We start from the raw sequence: 17,634 nt of genomic DNA, 5'->3' as shown, positions 1-17,634 counted from the left end.
TTGCATTTTTAGGACTCGGGGCAATGGGCTGGCATATGGCTTCCCATTTGCCAAAACTCGGACACTCGGTGTGGGTCTGGAACCGGACTGAACAGAAAGCGCTAGATCATGCGAAATGTTTCAGGACTCAGGCAGTGGGTATTGAACAGGCGGTTCAGGCAGATTTTATCTTTTCCTGTTTGCCGACCAGTCAGGATGTGGAAGCATTAATTGAGGCACATCCACCTAAATCCGGTGCAATCTGGATTGACTGTACCAGCGGTGTACCGGAATCGGCACAAAAACTGGCAAAGCGATTGGAGCAGCAGAGAAGCTATTACCTGGATGCTCCGGTATCGGGTCAGACTGTTGGGGCAGAAAAAGGCACTTTAACCGTGATGGTGGGAGGAAATGAAGCTGCCTTTGAACAAGCCAAACCGGTCATTGCTGCTTTTGCTGGCTTGATTGAATATGTCGGAGAAAGCGGTTCTGGTTTTGCGGTGAAAGCTGTTAATAATACCTTGATGGCTACGCATTTATGGGCTTTGGCTGAAGGGTTGACTGTGTTGAAAGGGCAGGGAGTTGATTTAAGCAGTGCGTTGAACTGTATTAATCATTCCAGTGGTAAAAGCAGCATGTCGGAAAATATCATGGCACAGCGGGTTTTAAGCCGTGAGTTTCATAAAACCTTTGCGCTGGATTTATTACAAAAGGATATCGGCATTGCTTTAGAGCTTGTACAGCAACAGCAACTGGATTTATCAGTGATGTCTTTAGTTCAGCAGCAGTTTCAGCAGATTGCTAAGCCACAGGCCAGCCAGCTGGATTTCTCCGCTGCGGTGCAAGGCTTAGAACAACGTACGCAAATTGAATTAAGGGGATAAAGTTTTTATTAAAACCTGTTATTAAGAGAAATAATTAATTTTCAATTAAGTTCATCGCAATAGATTTCTTTATCTAAAATATAAAAATCCGGGGATTTAAAATTCCCGGATTTTTATTTCAATTGCTTTAAATAGCCTAAGCTAATTTTAATATGACAAGCTCAAACAATTTAAATAAATATCTTAATTTTGTTGATTCGCTTCATATTCCTGAATCACTTCAAGTGCAGCACGAAAGGCTTCCTGGGTTGCCGGTGCGCCGCAGTAAGGCAGACTATGCAGCAGCACTTCCTGAATTTCCTCAACCGTTGCGCCGTTATTTAGGGCACCTCGCACATGGCCTTTTAGTTCAGTTGGGCTTTTTTGAGCCGTAAGGAAGGCAATGGTAATTAAGGAGCGGTATTTACGCGGTAAAACACCTTCACGTTGCCAGGTCGAACCCCAGGCATGTTCATTAATCCAGTCCTGTAAGGGCTGTGTAAATGGAACAGTATTTTCCTGAGCACGCTTCACAAAGCTTGCACCCATCACTTCAGTACGGACTTTCAGGCCATTTTCATAATCTTGTTGTGACATCGTCTACCCTCAATTTTCTTATAGGGCTAGCTTAGTACTTTCCATCCGAAATACCATCGTGCAATAGTCGTAAAAAAGTGGCTGAAAAACCACTTGTAAAGCTTCCAGAGTAAAGTAATAAAATGACTTCACTCTGGATTTATGACACCTTAAATTCAAGTTTTATTTAAGGTGATACTGAGTGTGAAGGATCAGTTTGCACTGAAGTATCCGTTCCTTTGGCATCTTCCTTGATGAGATACGGATTCTCAAGCTCTAATACCTCATTCAAATGCAGATCAAATACATCGGTCAACATGCTGTCATAACGGCGAGCATTGTAGTGCAGCAGTTTTTCTGCTTCCTCATCATTAATAAAGCCTTGTAGCTGTGCATCTGCCACATGCTCAGCAAAACTGAGTCCTTTAAATTGTCCTTTATTTTCAGCTTTTTTAAAACGATCCCACAGCTGTTCAATGTCCAGCAACATGGTGAAAGTAGATTCCATACGGCCGGTGACATCATTTTCATGAGTATTATAATAGACATGCTTTTTCAGGACCTGACGGAAAGCATTGTCTTCCATCATACTATTCGCTACCTGTTGTTTCAGCTGGTCTGATGGTTTCTGTACCGGACGGCCAAATGGGAAACATAATAGTTTGACCATGCCTGCTGCTACGCCTACCGGGAAGTTGGCAAACAGATCAAAAAATGCTTCTTGCGCCGTATAGAGAGATTTTTCTACCGCAAGCTGTGCATGCAAACGCTCATCTTCAGTCTTTTTGCTATGTTCAAAATATTTCAGAATCGAGGAAGCAATAAACAGATGTGCATGAATATCGGCCAGACGACCCGAAAGCATTTCCTTACGCTTGATATCACCTGCAAGTAAACCTAGGCACATATCCGCAGTTAAAGCAAAGTTGGCACTCAGCCGGTTAATGATCTTGTAATAAGGACGGGTAAAGTCAACAGCACTTTGCGGCGCAGCATTGGAGCCACCTGTAAAGGCATAGGCAAAGGAGCGAGCAGTCCGGTTCAAGGTGTAACCCAAATGCTTAAACAGCAAGTTATCAAAAGGATTTAGAGCCGCTGCCGAGTCTTCTGCTTGTAAGAGCTGTAATTCTTCATAAAGATAAGGATGGCAACGCATTGAACCCTGACCGAAAATCATCAGGGAACGACTAAGAATATTGGCGCCTTCAACCGTAATGGAGACTGGAATTGCCTGATAATAAGGCGCCAGAAAGTTACGCGGACCCATCTGAATGGCGCGGCCACCGACCACATCCATACCGTGATTGACCACTTTACGCATGCCTTCTGTCGCATAATATTTGGCAATCGCTGTCATTACGGCAGGCTTGCCGCCCTGATTCAGACCACAGGTGACCAGATAACGGAAAGCCTCCAGCATATAGGTATCACTGGCGATTTCACTGGTGGCTTCCTGAACACCCTCAAACTTACCAACTGAAATTTTGAACTGCTGACGGATGCGAGAGAAAGCGCCGACATTTAAATAAGTCATTTCTGAAGTAGAAGTAGACAGCGCTGGTAGGGAAATACCACGACCAACCGCCAGACATTCCATTAGCATGCGCCATCCTTTACCGGCATTTTTGACGCCACCAATAATCCAGTCCAGAGGAATAAACACATCTTTACCTTCAACCGTACCATTCATAAATGGTGGTCCGGGGTTATGCCGTGGTCCCACTATTACGCCTTCATGACTGGCAGGAAGCAGGGCACAGGTAATGCCATATTCAGTCTGTTCACCCAAAAGATGATCCGGATCATACATTTTAAAGGCCAGACCCACCACTGTCGCAATTGGTGCCAAAGTAATCCAGCGTTTGGAAAAATTCATTCTCAGGCCTAAGACTTCCTGACCTTCAAACTGGCCATAGCAGACTACACCGGTATCAGGAATCGCACCAGCATCGGAACCGGCCTCCGGACTGGTCAAACCGAAACAGGGAATTTCTTCGCCTCGCGCCAGACCCGGCAGATAACGGTCTTTCTGTTCTTCGGTACCATAATGCAGTAACAGCTCGCCTGGTCCGAGTGAGTTCGGTACCATACAACTCACGGCTGTGGTCAGAGATCGCGAAGCAATCTTGCTCATCACCCGACTTTGGGCAAAGGAGCTAAAGGCACGACCGCCGTATTCTTTGGGAATAATCAGGCCTAAGAAACCATGTTCCTTAATATATTGCCAGACATGATCAGGCAGCGCTTTCTGCTCATGGATTTCCCATTCATCCAGCATGCTGCACAAGGTCTCAACCTCATTGTCCAGAAAAGCTTGTTCTTCTAGCGATAATTTGGGATAGGGATAACTGTTAAAGGTTTCCCAGTTCGGTGCACCCATAAACAGTTCTTTTTCCCACCAGCTGGTTCCGGAGTCCAGTGCTTCACGTTCTGTCGGGCTGATACTCGGCATGGCATTGGCCAGTGCTTTATAGGCCGGTTTAGAAATGAACGACATACGTAAAGGGTCGATCATCACCACAAGGCTAATCAGGATCAGCGGAATGCCGAGAATAAGTGACCATGGGCTAATAAAGGCACAGACTACTGACATGACAATTAGTGCAATTGCACCCGCGCTACGGGAGAGCTGAAAATAGAAAACCGCCCATAAACTAAGTAATAGCAGTAGTACAGCAAATATAAATAGCATTGTTATAGTTCTCCAGATTTATACAACGCTGCCTGTGCCGAGATCTCATAGAATTTTTGTCACAGTTCATTCATTTTTTTTGTCGCTTGAGGATCGGACAGGTTCAGCATTGCACGTGTGAGAATGATCGTTTTCAAGTCTTGCAACGATATTTTTAAATCTTTCATCTATTTTTGAGATTGTTTGAAAAATGCTCAGTCTTCAAGTGAGAACGCGCAAAGAAATGTGAAGATAAGTAATGACTTAATCTTATCTAAAATAAAAAATGGGGTTTAACACTCAGTAAAGATTTAAATTGAAGAGATAAAAAAGCCCTCTACAAGAGAGGGCTTTTATTTCATTAGTTTAAACAGGATTAAGCTTCAATGGCCTGAACTGCAATTTTTTTGGCAGGATCCACTTTACGACGCACTGCTGGTACAGGTTCGCCGTAGTATTGGCGGTCGGCAAAGTAGCTTGAACGAACCATTGGTGCTGCCCAGATATTACGGAAGCCCAGTTTTTGGCCATGTTCGGTATAACGCTCGAATTCTTCAGGTGTTACGAAGCGGTCAATCGCTGCATGTTCTTTTGAAGGCTGCAAATACTGACCAATCGTCACATAATCCACGCCATGCGCATGTAAATCATCAAGCAGAGCAAGCACTTCTTCTTCAGTTTCACCAATACCGACCATGAGACCACATTTGGTTGGTACGTCCGGGCAGTATTCTTTAAACATTTTTAGCAGGTTTAAAGAGTGCTGATAGTCAGAACCTGGACGCATGGCTTTATATAAACGCGGTACAGTTTCGATATTGTGGTTAAACACATCTGGCGGACATTCAGTCATGATACGCAGCGCGATATCCATACGGCCACGGAAGTCCGGCACCAGAATTTCGAGTAAGGTATTTGGGCTTAGAGCACGTGCTTCTTTAATACAATCGACAAAATGCTGTGCACCGCCATCCAGTAAATCATCACGGTCTACCGAAGTGATTACCGCATATTTCAAACCCAGGTTGGCAATGGTCTCAGCCATATGACGCGGTTCATCTGCATCCAGTGCATTTGGACGGCCATGAGCCACATCACAGAATGGACAGCGACGGGTACAGATATCACCCATAATCATGAAAGTCGCAGTACCGCCACCAAAACATTCAGGCAGGTTTGGACAGGCGGCTTCTTCGCACACCGTATGTAATTTTTGCTGACGTAATGTGGTTTTAATACGTTGAACTTCTTCAGGTGCCGCCATTTTCACCCGGATCCAGTCCGGCTTGCGTGGCGTTTCAACCGTAGGAACAACTTTTACAGGAATGCGGGCAACTTTTTCCGCACCGCGAAGTTTGACGCCCTGTTCAGGTTTACGGTTTTCAGACATATTCAACTTTTCCACTGTTTTTGAAGGGGGAGATACTCAAAGATAGCGCAGTTATTATAACGGACTTCGTTCTAAATAGGGCAAAAAGGGGTATTCATTTAAAAAATGTTCTTATCAAGCAATATATGTGAGTTAAATACACCAAATCAACAGGATTTACGTCATAATAAGAGTGTAGATTAAAGTGAATTTTTTAATTTTGAGGAGCGTTGAATGCCACGTAAAAAAGAGGTCGTTAGTGGGACTTTCGTTAAATATGATGCGGTAGTTCTAGGTTCGGGCCCTGCGGGCGAAGGCGCGGCAATGAAACTTGCCAAATCTGGTAAGCGTGTTGCAATCGTTGAGATGCGTGAACAGCTGGGTGGTAACTGTACCCATGTCGGTACGATTCCAAGTAAAGCATTGCGTCAAACAGTATCCAGTATTATCCGTTATCAACGTGATCCACTGTTTCAAAAAGTTGGGGACTGGAAGCAGTTCACTATGAAGCAAGTGTTGCGTCATGCACATAAAGTTATTCAACAACAAGTAGATACACATTCACGTTTCTACGACCGCAATAAAATTGATATTTATCATGGTCGTGCCTACATTCAGGATCAAAATACCATTTTTGTATTTAACCCAGATGGCATTAAAGAAACGCTGATGTTTAAGCAACTGGTCATTGCCAGCGGCTCGCGTCCATATCGTCCAGACATTCTTGATTTTAATCATCCACGTGTATTTGATTCAGACAAAATTCTGGATCTGGACTATTCCATCCAGAAAATCATCATTTATGGCGCAGGTGTAATCGGTTGTGAATATGCCTCGATCTTTATTGGTTTGGGACATAAAGTTGACCTGATCAACACCCAACACAAACTTTTAAGCTATCTGGATGATGAAATCTCTGATGCGCTGTCTTATCACTTGCGTGAACAGGGTGTGCTGATTCGTCATAATGAACAGATCGACTTTTTAGAAACATTTGACGACCATGTGGTGATGCACACGCAAAGCGGCAAGAAAATTAAAGCCGACGCGATTTTGTGGTGTAATGGCCGTTCAGGCAATACCGATGGTCTAGGCCTTGAAAATGTCGGCCTGAAACCGAACAGCCGTGGTCAATTGACTGTGAATGATCAATATCAGACTGAAGTAGAAAATATCTACGCTGCCGGTGATGTAATCGGTTGGCCTTCGCTAGCCTCTGCTGCCTATGACCAAGGTCGTTGCGCAGGTGCCAACATGAGCGGCGAGAAAGACGTTGCGCCGGTGACTGATATTCCAACTGGGATTTATACCATTCCTGAGATTTCTTCGATTGGTAAGACTGAACAGCAGTTGACGGAAGAAAAGATTCCGTATGAAGTCGGTCAGGCATCGTTCCGTCATTTGGCACGTGCACAGATTACCGGTGATACTATGGGCGAATTAAAGATTCTGTTCCATCGCGAAACACTGGAAGTTTTGGGGGTACATTGCTTCGGTAATAATGCCTCTGAAATTATCCATATTGGTCAGGCAGTCATGAACAGCCCGAACAATACGATCAAGTACTTTGTAGAAACCACGTTTAACTATCCGACCATGGCGGAAGCTTACCGTGTAGCAACGTTAAATGGTATGAATCGTTTATTCTAAGTGAGATATTTGACTTAGATAGAAAACCGCAAGTCTTCACTTGCGGTTTTTTATTGGAAGTGATTAAGTCAGTCAAGTTGATCAAATTGAATTTTTAAGCCGCCATTTTTCGGCATTCTTCAGCACAGCGGCGGCATGCTTCGGCACATTGCTGACAATGTTCATGTTGGTGTTGGCCACATTCTTCTGCACAGTAGTCACATGCTTTTGCGCAAAGTTCACATATCTCATGCATGAATGGAGACTGCTTTTGTTCCATACGGGCACACAACTGACAGATATCTGCACAGTCCAGACAGCGCTGGATACACTCCCGCATCATCTCCAGATCTTCTTCTTTAAGACAGGCACTGGCACAGTTGGCACAGGCCAGGGAACAGTTCATACAGGTTTGAACACAATCTGAAAATTGAAGCTGATTCATTGTCGTTTCCTCTTTCCATAGGTTTGTTGCTGATTTTCTAATAAGCTAAGCAGAAAAAGGAAAATACACTAGGTAGATTAGGTGAGGAAAAGTAAACAGCTACTTTGTTTTGTTAGAGATCTACTGGATCATGAACGATAGTTGGAATTAATTTTTTTTATTTGAAAATAAAAAACCATTGAGGCGGTCAAAGTCTCAATGGTGGAAGATCGACATGATGAATCGTAATTTTTGAAGGGTTAAACTAGCTCTACCTTTCTCGTTATTCTTGTTTTTATTATTAAAACGGACGGCTACCCGCCAGACTGATGCGTTTTAATAAACGGCGCTGATCAGCCGGGAATGGACGGCGTGAGTGCAAAGTCACCTGATTATCCCAGAACACGATATCGCCAATTTCCCAGTGATGTTCATAAGCGAACTCAGGTTTTGAAATATGCTCACGTAATTTTGCGATCAGTTGACTGCCAGCCTGATCATCATAATTGACCAGTTCGACTTCGGTATGCGTATTCAGCCAAAGTGCTTTACGACCGGATTCAGGATGAGTGCGCACCAGTGGATGTGGATAGGCATGACTTAATATGGGCTGATCTTTAAAGCGATACAGCGGGCTATTGCCATAACCTTGATCATCAGCCTGATCTCTGGTTTTTTGACGGCGCACGAAAGGGTTATAAGTAATCAGTTGCAGCTGATCAATCTGTGCTTTGGTTTCTTTATTGAATGCATCATAGGCTTTAATGGTGTTGATCCAGCTAGTCTGCCCGCCGTCCTGAGGCAGTTCAATTGCATACAGAAGGGAACCAAAAGAAGGTAGGGGTGTCCATTGATGATCGGCATGTGGAGTCAGTTCACCATGCCCGGTGTAATCTCCCTGACCAACAGCATTGGAAACCGGCACGACATCGGGTGGAACACCACTATCGGACTGCGTAGCCAATACCGGCGTATCTGCACCTGGGCGGAAAATGGAACCGAAATAAGTTGAAAACGCCAGATACTGTAAATCATCCAGACTTTGCTGCTTAAAGATCAAAATCAGATACTTGGCCAGTGCCTGTTTTAATTTCAGAATGGTTTCGGATGATTGGGCTTTACGGGCATCCAGACCATAGACCACTGCGCCTAAGGCCTGACCGGTTTGCGGTACAATCTTGATTTCAGCCGGATGTTGAAATTGATCTTGCTGATGCCAGCGTGGAGCATCATGAATGGCTTGTGAAAGTTGGGTTAAGCTGGTCATTATCAAGTCTCAGAATTTTCTTGTTGATGAGAATCTAAGAAAATTCCGGACTGAAATAAAATCAAAAGAAGTGATAAGTTTATGAATAATCTTATATTTTTACTATTCATTTGATTTTAAAACATTTAACTTATTCTGCGATGGATTGCGCATTTTCTGCTGAGGATATTTCAACAGTTTAGTGTGCGCAGAAAGCCTGATTAAAATATTCAAACAGCTGAGGGGTTTGAAACCACAGTCCAATCGACAAAGCCAGTAAAAGTAGGATTGCCACAGCAATCGAGAGTTTGAGTTTCAGTAGAGAATCAGTCATGGACGATTTGCTCCTCATTGACCCAGAAATGCACCAGTACGCCAAAAATGCTGAGGACAATTGATAGCATCCACACCGCATTATAATTGCCGCTCAAATCATGGTTGACTCCACCGAGCCAGCCACCAAAAAATGAGCCAACCTGATGGGTAAAGAACACGATGCCACTGAGCATGGTCAGATATTTCACCCCGAACATATTCGCCACAATGCCATTGGTCAGCGGAACGGTCGATAACCAGAGTAACCCCATAATGACACCAAAGGTATAGACTGTCCATGTGCTGAGAGGCAGCATGAGAAAGGCAATAATCGCAATTCCACGCAAGGCATATAATCCCATTAGCAGATGCGGTTTGGAATATTTGCCACCGAGCCAACCGGCGGTATAGGTGCCTACTACATTAAACAAACCTACTAAGGCTAAGAAAATCGTACCGGTTGTGGCATTAAAGCCATGATCAATCAGATAGCCTGGCAGGTGGATGCCAATAAAAACTACCTGAAAACCACACACAAAAAAGCCCATGGCCAGAAACCAAAAAGGTTTATGATTTTTCACCACCACCAGAATCTGTTTAAAACTAAGTGAGACTTTATTGGGGGTAGAGGATGCGTTGGGATTAACATACATCGGTGCTTTCAGCATCCAAGCCAATGGCACAATCAATGCAATTAAAATGGCACTGACCACCAGCGCCGCTGACCAGCCAACATTCTGTAATAGTAACAGGGTCGAAGGCAGCATGATAAACTGACCAAAAGACCCGGCCGCACTGGCAATTCCCATCGCCAAACTGCGCTTTTCTGGTGGGGCAGCACGCCCGACCGCAGATAATAAGACCGGAAATGAGGTGGCAGACAGGGCTAGACCTAAAATTAAACCGACACTCAGATTAAGCAATAATCCGGTCGAGCTGACTGCCATCAAGAGTAGACCGATTGCATATAAGGCGCCGCCTACAGCCACCACAATCTTGCTGCCATATTTATCGGCAAATGCCCCGGTGATCGGCTGCACTGCACCCCAGATCAGGTTTTGCATGGCAATGGCCAGACTAAAAACATTATGACCCCAGCCAAACTCTTCGCTCATCGGTACCAGATACAGACCAAAGGCATGACGTACACCCAGTGACAGTGCCAAAATTATGGCGGAGCCAATCAGCATAAAAATAAGAGCTTTGGAAAATTGACTGTCAGCCATACGTCATTCATGCCTATAAAGTTGATATGTATAGTATTCGATTCAAGCAATAGAGGCGATTAAATAAATATTGATCAAAAGATAAATTTTTTTTATCAATATTTTAAGCCTAAAAAAACGGCCGAAGCCGTTTAATCAAATATCGGGTTTCAAACTTAGAAACGCATCCCGATCCCAGCATAGGCCAGAATCGGATTGACTTCAATATCGGCTTTAGAGCGAATCAGCTCACCTAGATTTGCATCTGTCACTGTAATTGTCGTGTCATTTTTTAGATATGCATAAGATACTGAACCGACTGCAAACCAGGTGTCATTAAAGTCATAGCTAAAGCCGACCGTGGCCACAGGCGCGAAAGCATCGGATGCTTCCAGATCAACTTTCGGGTTGGCTGAACTTGGCGTGCCATCCAGAGAAGCACCTGCTTTTCCTTCCTTGATATTGGCAATCATATGTCCTGCAGCAATTAGGTCTTGCTCGGTACGTGAGTTAATTTCCAGTTCATTGAAATAGGCATACATCACACCTAAGCCGACATAAGGCCGGAATTTATTCACTCCGGTTTTACCAAAGTGATACTGGAATTCAAAGGCAGGTGTCCAGGCGCGGGCAGAGGCGGCCGGCCCATAAGCTTCCAGATCAGTAATGAGAATATCATTTTTTAACTCAATGCCGGGTAAATCGATCGAACCTAAACTTGGGGTAGCAAGCGCAGAAAAAGGGGCATAAATTTTACCACTGCCTTGCAAGTCTACTTTGGGGGGAATGCCGGCTTTCATTTCAAAAGAAATATTATCGGTAAAATAGTAATTGGTCATAATGCCTAAAGTGGTGACATCATCTGCTTCCAGGCCAGTACCAGGATTATTCCAGCTTTCCAGTCCATAAATTTCAGCTCGTCCACTGAGCGTTGCGGGCAGTGTTTCTGTACCAAGTCGATCGAGAATATTAACAAAAACAGAGGAAAGGTTTGGGTCCATGTCTGGATCAAGATTATTTTTCACAGAGTCAATTGAGATATCACCTACTTGTGATGTTTCACCTTCTTTGACAGCAGTATTCACTTTAAATGGTTGGGCCTTGCCTTGCGGCATCACATGCAATGCACCGACTGATACCGAAAAGCGCTTAAAGCCATCTCCATCTTGCAAGCTAAAATAAGGGGAATCTGCATGCGCGACCATAGGTAAAGTGGCTAGGCCTGCCATACATGCCAGCAATGTTTTCATTGATTTGGAACTCCATGTCCAGTTTGTTTATTCGTTTTTCTAGTTAACTAATTATGTGAATTACATTAAAAAATTCAGTTATAGAACAACAGGTCAAAAGTTAATCGATGGTTAATATTGGTAACTGCTGTATATTTTTTGTTTGTATCTCTTGAGTTTTAAGAAATGTATAGTGTGTAAAAATAATTACTTTTACCTTAATAGCTTAAGTATAAAAGTGAAGGAAATTTGCTCTTGAGAGCGTTAAAATTTCAATTGAATGAATTTTTATCATGGAAGATATAGATGAGAGTTTAGGTAAATTTTAGGCTGCATTGATGCAAGCATTTATCATTATGGGATGATTTTTTATTTTTAAAAAACAATAGTATATGAATTTATCCAAGATCCTGCTACCCAGTCGACTGAGTTTTTTTGTACAATAGCTGCATATATTATTGAGTGAATCACATGAGCACCCAAACTCCTCCCAAAAAAAAGCCCCTGGTTAATTTACCTTTCCCGATCAAACAAGCAGAGCAAAATGCTGCAGAAGAAGTTCTGGAAGATTTAAGACCAAGACCACAGCGTTATGCTGACCGTACTTGGATGCCACCACGTGGCACTCGCCGTTCAATGGGCAAACGCTAATTGATCAGACTCAAAAAGCTATGATAAATCATGGCTTTTTTGTGGAAGTTTTTAGGGAGTTGGTGAGCAATATTTGATTTATTTTTCGAGCAAATAGAAAATAGTGCTCTAATTTATCCAAATCTTTTTCAATTCTATTTTTAATAAAGTAAACGAAATATTTAAGCTCTCTAAATGCCAATCAAAATAAAATCCAGACCTGATGGATTTCATATTCAACATATTAGCCGTCCAGAAAAAAAGTCAATTCAAACATTGGCTTTTTTTTGAAAGATATTTTGATAGCACTAACGAATGCTTTTACGCGCTTTATTTTCCGGTTTCGGTGGCGCAATTTCTCGCTCACCTTGCCAGACATCGATAAAATCTTTCTCGTTAATATTATAAAGTTCTAGTAGTGCTAAAATCACGCCTCCAAACAACATGGCACCTTCTGAATGGCTTTGAAAATCGACCAGCTTGGTATTCAGATTATGCAGGATATCTTCAATTTCAAAGACACGTTCCCGTCCATTGCTGTCGGTCGGATAGATCTGGGTATTTAAAATAATTCTTGCCAGGCTTTTTTCATTTTCGCTCAAAGGCAGTTCCTCAATCAACTCATCGCTGGCCGGAGTTAAAATCACGGAATCGCGGAATATGGTATGTAAGAAATTTGCGCTTAATTTTGGCAGCGGCTTTTCGACAAAAGGACGGAAAGATTGCGGGAAAATGACATTGCGTGAGATGCCTTTAAACATCGGTGCAATTTCCTCGACCTTATAACCTGCGATCCCACAACCCAAGGAAGTAATAAAATATTTATTTTTAGGATGATTTTTGGTGTAAATCTTAAAGTCATCAATATAGTGCTGGATTTGTGAGAGCGGCATTTGTTGCAAATGCTCGTTCATGGTGGGAATAGCATAGCTCTGACCCGCCCAGCCACGACCCACGCCCATGACTGCACCAAAATGCTCAAGTGCCGTTCTGGCTGCTCCACCACCATGCTGTCCAGCCAAGTTGCTGCCAAAAACAAAAACCGTATTTTCCGGAAGGGATTTAACAATACTTTCATCGTGATAGTAGTAAGTCATAATTGTCTATTCTAGGCCATCCTGATCTTCATGTTGCCCGTGAAATGCATAGGGGTCAAGGCATTATTCTGCAGCGATATCCAAACAGAGAGAGTAATATTTCACCCATAAGGCAAAACATGATGCCGAGTATGCACAAATAAAGCTGCTGGCTGAAAATGCTTGGTTTTTTCTGTATTTATTCGCTTTGTAACTGTATATTTTATTGATGATTTTTCAAACTAGAGAATGAGTCAAGCGCTAACAAATAATGAATACTAATATTGTTTTATTTTACCAAACAGAAACCTAAGCAGGGATTGAGTAATTCCAATTTACCCTCATAATAAATCAAATCTATATCCGCAGCGAAGTCAGCGAAAGCTATGAGTGATAAAAAACCCTTTGAATTAGTGACCAGTTATCAACCAGCAGGCGATCAGCCACAGGCCATTGAAAAACTTGTCAAAGGCATTGAACAGGGTTTTCATGATCAGCTTTTACTGGGGGTTACTGGGTCTGGTAAAACCTATACTATGGCCAATGTCATTGCACAGACACAGCGTCCGACCATTGTCATGGCACATAACAAAACTTTGGCTGCGCAGCTCTACGGCGAATTTAAAGCATTTTTCCCCAATAATGCCGTCGAATATTTTGTCAGTTATTATGATTATTATCAGCCGGAAGCCTATGTGCCATCTTCAGATACTTTTATCGAGAAAGATGCTGCAATTAATGACCATATTGACCAGATGCGCCTTTCTGCAACCCGTTCACTCCTAGAGCGACGTGATGCGATTATTGTCGCATCGGTATCTGCGATTTATGGTTTGGGTGATCCAAATGCCTATATGAGCATGTTGCTGCATGTGGTGGAGGGTGACCGCATTGGCCGTGATGATATTATTCGCCGTCTGGTCGAGATGCAGTATTCGCGTAACGAACTGGAATTTCTGCGTGGTACTTATCGTATTCGCGGTGAAATTATTGATATTTTTCCGGCTGAATCGGATCAGGATGCCATCCGGATTGAACTGTTTGATGATGAAGTTGACTCTATTCGCTGGTTTGATCCGCTGACCGGGAAGATGGTTCGCAAAGTACCTCGCGTGACCATTTATCCTAAAAGCCATTATGTTACGCCTAAAGACAATTTATCCCGCGCGATTGAAACCATCCGAGACGAACTCAAAGAGCGACTGGTGTTCTTCCGTGAAAATGACAAACTGCTGGAAGCACAGCGCATCGAGCAGCGTACACGCTATGATCTGGAAATGATGCAGCAATTGGGTTATACCAATGGCATTGAAAACTATTCACGCCATTTATCTGGCCGTCCTGCGGGTGAAGCGCCGCCGACCTTGTTTGATTATATTCCGGATGATGCCTTGCTAATTATTGATGAGTCGCATGTGACGGTGCCGCAGATTGGTGCCATGTATAAGGGCGACCGTTCGCGTAAAGAAAATCTGGTGAATTACGGATTCCGTTTGCCAAGCGCGCTGGATAACCGGCCGATGAAATTTGAGGAATGGGAACATATTGTGCCGACGACCGTTTATGTCAGCGCAACGCCCGCACGTTACGAGCTGGAAAAGTCCCAGCAGATTGTCGAGCAGGTGGTACGTCCGACTGGTCTGATCGATCCGGAAATTGAAATTCGTCCAGTTCTGACGCAGGTCGATGATGTGCTTTCAGAAATTAATCTACGTAAAGACATTAATGAGCGGGTGCTGGTTACGACCTTGACTAAGCGCATGGCTGAAGACTTAACCTCTTATTTGAAAGAATACGGGATTAAGGTCGCTTATTTACACTCGGATATCGATACGGTTGAGCGGGTCAAAATCATTCATGAACTGCGTACTGGGGTGCATGATGTACTGGTTGGGATTAACCTGCTGCGTGAAGGGCTGGATATGCCGGAAGTGTCACTGGTGGCCATTCTGGATGCGGATAAAGAAGGTTTCCTGCGTTCCGAGCGCTCTCTCATTCAGACCATTGGCCGCGCTGCACGTAACTTGAAAGGTAAGGCGATTCTGTATGCAGACCGAATCACTGATTCGATGCAGAAAGCCATTGATGAGACGGACCGTCGTCGTGCCAAGCAGATTCAGTTTAATGAAGAACATGGCATTACCCCGCGCAGTGCAGTGCGTCAGGTGATCAAGGAAATTGATACCGGTGAAGTATTGGATGATGATTCAATTGAATTGAAAGCCTCGGATCAGGCACGTGCGATCAGTGCAGATGAGCGGCATATCATGGCAGATCCGAAAATGTTTGCGAAACACATTAACAAGCTTGAAAAAGAAATGTTGAAAGCTTCCAAAGAGCTGCAGTTTGAGCAGGCTGCGCGTATGCGTGATGAAATTGTGCGTTTAAAAGCCCAGATGTTTGATTGATTTTTGTTGCATTAAATCTTATTTAAATGACGTAAAATCAATCACAAACCAAACATAATGTAACAAATTTAGGAATTGGATAAAGCTATTGTATGAACAGAAATTTTTAAATAAATATTTTGTGAACATGCAATAGGTATCTTTATGACAACTCAAAAATCTTCACGTACTGGATTAAAGCTGGCAAAAATTGCGGTGGGTAGTGCGGTTCTTCTCGGTTTGGGCGCCGCTACCATGGCTTATGCGAAAGACCAGTCATTACCGACCATTGAGAAAGTTGAACTGGACCGTTATTTGGGGACATGGTACGAAGTAGCACGCAAACCTTTATATTTTCAAAACAAGTGTGATCGTGATGTCACAGCGACTTATACTTTAAATGAAAATGGCAATATCGTGGTGGATAACCGCTGCATTAAAAAAGATGGTGGACAAACCCAGTCATTGGGCGAGGCATTTGTGCAAAATCCACCGCAGAACACCAAGCTAAAAGTCAGTTTCTTACCAGACTTTATTCGCTGGATTCCGGTCGCTCGTGGCGATTATTGGGTCTTAAAACTGGATGAAAATTATCAAACTGTTCTGGTTGGTGAGCCTAAACGCAAATATATGTGGATACTCTCACGTGATCCTCAATTGGATAAAAATGTGGTAAATGAATATTTACAATATGCACAGTCTGTCGGTTATGACCTGAGTGATGTGATTCATACCAAACAAACTCAAAGATAAAAATATCGTCTTAATGGAAACCATGCTACGGCATGGTTTTTTATTTTACGTGTCGAAAAACAATCTAAAATCGAGAGATGACTACATTTTAAATAGATGAAGCATCAAGCTTTCTATTGTACTAATCGTTATAATGTCGGCGAATGAAAGTAGAGTTTGACTATGTATAAAGGCATCGCGTTATCTGTCTTGGCCTCTGTGGTTTTTGGAGTGCTCTATGTATTTACGCCTTTTTTACAGCCTTTAGATAGTGAACAGACCTTTGCCTGGCGTATGCTGGCGACCTTGCCATTCCTGACTGCCTTCATGTGGTGGTCGGGTGATCTGAAACATATTAGCAATATCTTTAAGCGGGTGTTGCAACAGCCTTCATTCTTGATCTGGTTGCTGATCAGTTCACTGTTGTGTACCACGCAATTGTGGTTATTTTTATGGGGGCCTATCAATGGGCGTGGCCTCGAAGTCTCGCTCGGTTATTTTCTCCTGCCTCTGGTGATGGTGCTGGTCGGTTGTGCGCTTTACAAAGAAAAATTGTCATCTTTCCAGATGGTCGCCGTTGCTCTGGCAGTGTTGGGAGTAGGACATGAAATCTGGCGGATCGGTTCGATCGCATGGGAAACGGTCTATGTCGCTTTAGCTTATCCACTTTATTTCTTTATGCGGCGTAAATTCGCGACCGATCATCTTGGGGGATTCTGGTGGGATCTATTTCTGATTTTGCCTGTGGCATGTTATTTGGGCTTTATCTATAGCGATTCCATGCCGCTCATGTTGAATCACTCCCACTTGATCTTGGCAGTTCTTGGATTAGGCTTTTTAAGTGCGCTCGGTTTGGGTAGCTATATTTTGGCCAGCCGATATTTACCTTTTGTCATCTTTGGGCTGTTGAGTTATCTGGAGCCGGTACTGCTGGCTTTTGCCTCGATGGCACTTGGGGAGCGCGTGGAATCAGGTGAATGGTTGACCTATATTCCAATCTGGTTGGCTGTTTTATTACTGGTTGTGGAAGGAATATTGCATTTGCTGAAGCAGCGTAAACAGCAATTAGCCCTTAAGAAAAATCTGGAAAACTATCAGGACCGGCTCAACTCTTAAAATTAAAAAGAGATTGAATGAATAAACAACATTTAACAAATTTATGCTCGGTACTGAAAAATAGTGGTCTTTAGAATTTTCGGATGCAAAATCATTTAGCTAATTACAACTATTTTTGAAATTTATAGTGAATATACGTTAAAAACTACCCGTCTCAATGAGCTTTTGATTCAAACTTGCGGCCAAT

At 43.2% G+C, this 17,634-nt stretch carries 15 protein-coding genes; 6 read left to right on the top strand and 9 right to left on the bottom strand.

What is annotated here, in order from left to right:
• Positions 1-23 precede the first annotated feature (23 nt).
• Entirely contained in the window at positions 24-863 is an 840-nt protein-coding gene (locus PV763_RS00185) for an NAD(P)-dependent oxidoreductase (RefSeq protein WP_420937231.1), read from the top strand.
• Positions 864-1,046: 183 nt separating this feature from the next.
• Here the strand turns inward: PV763_RS00185 and PV763_RS00180 are convergent, their stop codons facing one another.
• The 3 genes from PV763_RS00180 to lipA form a co-directional block, all read right to left on the bottom strand.
• Positions 1,047-1,439: a carboxymuconolactone decarboxylase family protein gene (locus tag PV763_RS00180; RefSeq protein WP_420937160.1), complete on the bottom strand. Its 393-nt coding sequence runs from the start codon at positions 1,437-1,439 to the stop codon at positions 1,047-1,049.
• A gap of 166 nt (positions 1,440-1,605) precedes the next feature.
• The gene (locus PV763_RS00175) at positions 1,606-4,110 is read right to left on the bottom strand and encodes an acyl-CoA dehydrogenase (RefSeq protein ID WP_420937159.1); all 2,505 of its coding nucleotides are present in this window, start codon (positions 4,108-4,110) and stop codon (positions 1,606-1,608) included.
• Between the two features lie 355 nt (positions 4,111-4,465).
• The gene (gene lipA, locus PV763_RS00170; protein WP_005246834.1) at positions 4,466-5,479 is read right to left on the bottom strand and encodes a lipoyl synthase; all 1,014 of its coding nucleotides are present in this window, start codon (positions 5,477-5,479) and stop codon (positions 4,466-4,468) included.
• 213 nt (positions 5,480-5,692) lie between these two features.
• Between lipA and sthA the strand changes: the two genes are divergently transcribed.
• Positions 5,693-7,108, top strand: coding sequence for a Si-specific NAD(P)(+) transhydrogenase (gene sthA / locus PV763_RS00165; RefSeq protein WP_004646501.1), 1,416 nt, complete (start codon positions 5,693-5,695; stop codon positions 7,106-7,108).
• Between the two features lie 94 nt (positions 7,109-7,202).
• Here sthA and PV763_RS00160 read toward each other — a convergent pair whose 3' ends face one another.
• The 5 genes from PV763_RS00160 to PV763_RS00140 all read right to left on the bottom strand — a co-directional run bounded on the left by PV763_RS00160 (position 7,203) and on the right by PV763_RS00140 (position 11,527).
• A complete protein-coding gene (locus PV763_RS00160; RefSeq protein ID WP_153566495.1) occupies positions 7,203-7,532 on the bottom strand; it encodes a four-helix bundle copper-binding protein in 330 nt (109 codons plus the stop codon).
• A 280-nt stretch (positions 7,533-7,812) separates the two neighbouring features.
• Entirely contained in the window at positions 7,813-8,778 is a 966-nt protein-coding gene (locus PV763_RS00155; RefSeq protein WP_420937158.1) for a TauD/TfdA dioxygenase family protein, read from the bottom strand.
• Positions 8,779-8,956: 178 nt separating this feature from the next.
• Entirely contained in the window at positions 8,957-9,091 is a 135-nt protein-coding gene (locus PV763_RS00150) for a hypothetical protein (RefSeq protein WP_420937157.1), read from the bottom strand.
• Complete coding sequence (locus PV763_RS00145) at positions 9,084-10,298, bottom strand: MFS transporter (protein WP_420937156.1); 1,215 nt, start codon at positions 10,296-10,298, stop codon at positions 9,084-9,086. Before PV763_RS00145 ends, PV763_RS00150 begins: the two co-directional genes overlap by 8 nt.
• A gap of 155 nt (positions 10,299-10,453) precedes the next feature.
• On the bottom strand, positions 10,454-11,527 hold the full coding sequence (locus PV763_RS00140) for an OmpW/AlkL family protein (RefSeq protein ID WP_420937155.1): 1,074 nt from the start codon (positions 11,525-11,527) through the stop codon (positions 10,454-10,456).
• Between the two features lie 450 nt (positions 11,528-11,977).
• Between PV763_RS00140 and PV763_RS00135 the strand changes: the two genes are divergently transcribed.
• On the top strand, positions 11,978-12,157 hold the full coding sequence (locus PV763_RS00135; protein WP_004646507.1) for a hypothetical protein: 180 nt from the start codon (positions 11,978-11,980) through the stop codon (positions 12,155-12,157).
• 287 nt (positions 12,158-12,444) lie between these two features.
• On the opposite strand, the gene PV763_RS00130 is transcribed toward PV763_RS00135, so the two are convergent.
• A complete protein-coding gene (locus tag PV763_RS00130; protein ID WP_420937154.1) occupies positions 12,445-13,233 on the bottom strand; it encodes a hypothetical protein in 789 nt (262 codons plus the stop codon).
• 365 nt (positions 13,234-13,598) lie between these two features.
• Between PV763_RS00130 and uvrB the strand changes: the two genes are divergently transcribed.
• The 3 genes from uvrB to rarD all read left to right on the top strand — a co-directional run bounded on the left by uvrB (position 13,599) and on the right by rarD (position 17,447).
• The gene (gene uvrB / locus PV763_RS00125) at positions 13,599-15,620 is read left to right on the top strand and encodes an excinuclease ABC subunit UvrB (protein ID WP_420937153.1); all 2,022 of its coding nucleotides are present in this window, start codon (positions 13,599-13,601) and stop codon (positions 15,618-15,620) included.
• A 144-nt stretch (positions 15,621-15,764) separates the two neighbouring features.
• Positions 15,765-16,352 (top strand): lipocalin family protein, encoded by a 588-nt coding sequence (locus PV763_RS00120; RefSeq protein ID WP_420937152.1) that lies wholly within the window; start codon positions 15,765-15,767, stop codon positions 16,350-16,352.
• Between the two features lie 162 nt (positions 16,353-16,514).
• On the top strand, positions 16,515-17,447 hold the full coding sequence (rarD, locus tag PV763_RS00115; RefSeq protein ID WP_420937151.1) for an EamA family transporter RarD: 933 nt from the start codon (positions 16,515-16,517) through the stop codon (positions 17,445-17,447).
• The last annotated feature ends 187 nt before the right edge of the window (positions 17,448-17,634 follow it).

Origin of the sequence: Acinetobacter sp. AS5 (assembly GCF_048957595.1) — a bacterium.
GTDB lineage: Bacteria > Pseudomonadota > Gammaproteobacteria > Pseudomonadales > Moraxellaceae > Acinetobacter.
This window is presented reverse-complemented; position numbering and strand designations above follow the sequence as displayed.

Coding starts and splice junctions, on each gene's coding strand:
- PV763_RS00185 (WP_420937231.1), top strand. CDS start 24: ATGGGCTGGCATATGGCTTCCCATTTGCCAAAACTCGGACACTCGGTG.
- PV763_RS00180 (WP_420937160.1), bottom strand. CDS start 1,439: ATGTCACAACAAGATTATGAAAATGGCCTGAAAGTCCGTACTGAAGTG.
- PV763_RS00175 (WP_420937159.1), bottom strand. CDS start 4,110: ATGCTATTTATATTTGCTGTACTACTGCTATTACTTAGTTTATGGGCG.
- lipA (WP_005246834.1), bottom strand. CDS start 5,479: ATGTCTGAAAACCGTAAACCTGAACAGGGCGTCAAACTTCGCGGTGCG.
- sthA (WP_004646501.1), top strand. CDS start 5,693: ATGCCACGTAAAAAAGAGGTCGTTAGTGGGACTTTCGTTAAATATGAT.
- PV763_RS00160 (WP_153566495.1), bottom strand. CDS start 7,532: ATGAATCAGCTTCAATTTTCAGATTGTGTTCAAACCTGTATGAACTGT.
- PV763_RS00155 (WP_420937158.1), bottom strand. CDS start 8,778: ATGACCAGCTTAACCCAACTTTCACAAGCCATTCATGATGCTCCACGC.
- PV763_RS00150 (WP_420937157.1), bottom strand. CDS start 9,091: ATGACTGATTCTCTACTGAAACTCAAACTCTCGATTGCTGTGGCAATC.
- PV763_RS00145 (WP_420937156.1), bottom strand. CDS start 10,298: ATGGCTGACAGTCAATTTTCCAAAGCTCTTATTTTTATGCTGATTGGC.
- PV763_RS00140 (WP_420937155.1), bottom strand. CDS start 11,527: ATGAAAACATTGCTGGCATGTATGGCAGGCCTAGCCACTTTACCTATG.
- PV763_RS00135 (WP_004646507.1), top strand. CDS start 11,978: ATGAGCACCCAAACTCCTCCCAAAAAAAAGCCCCTGGTTAATTTACCT.
- PV763_RS00130 (WP_420937154.1), bottom strand. CDS start 13,233: ATGACTTACTACTATCACGATGAAAGTATTGTTAAATCCCTTCCGGAA.
- uvrB (WP_420937153.1), top strand. CDS start 13,599: ATGAGTGATAAAAAACCCTTTGAATTAGTGACCAGTTATCAACCAGCA.
- PV763_RS00120 (WP_420937152.1), top strand. CDS start 15,765: ATGACAACTCAAAAATCTTCACGTACTGGATTAAAGCTGGCAAAAATT.
- rarD (WP_420937151.1), top strand. CDS start 16,515: ATGTATAAAGGCATCGCGTTATCTGTCTTGGCCTCTGTGGTTTTTGGA.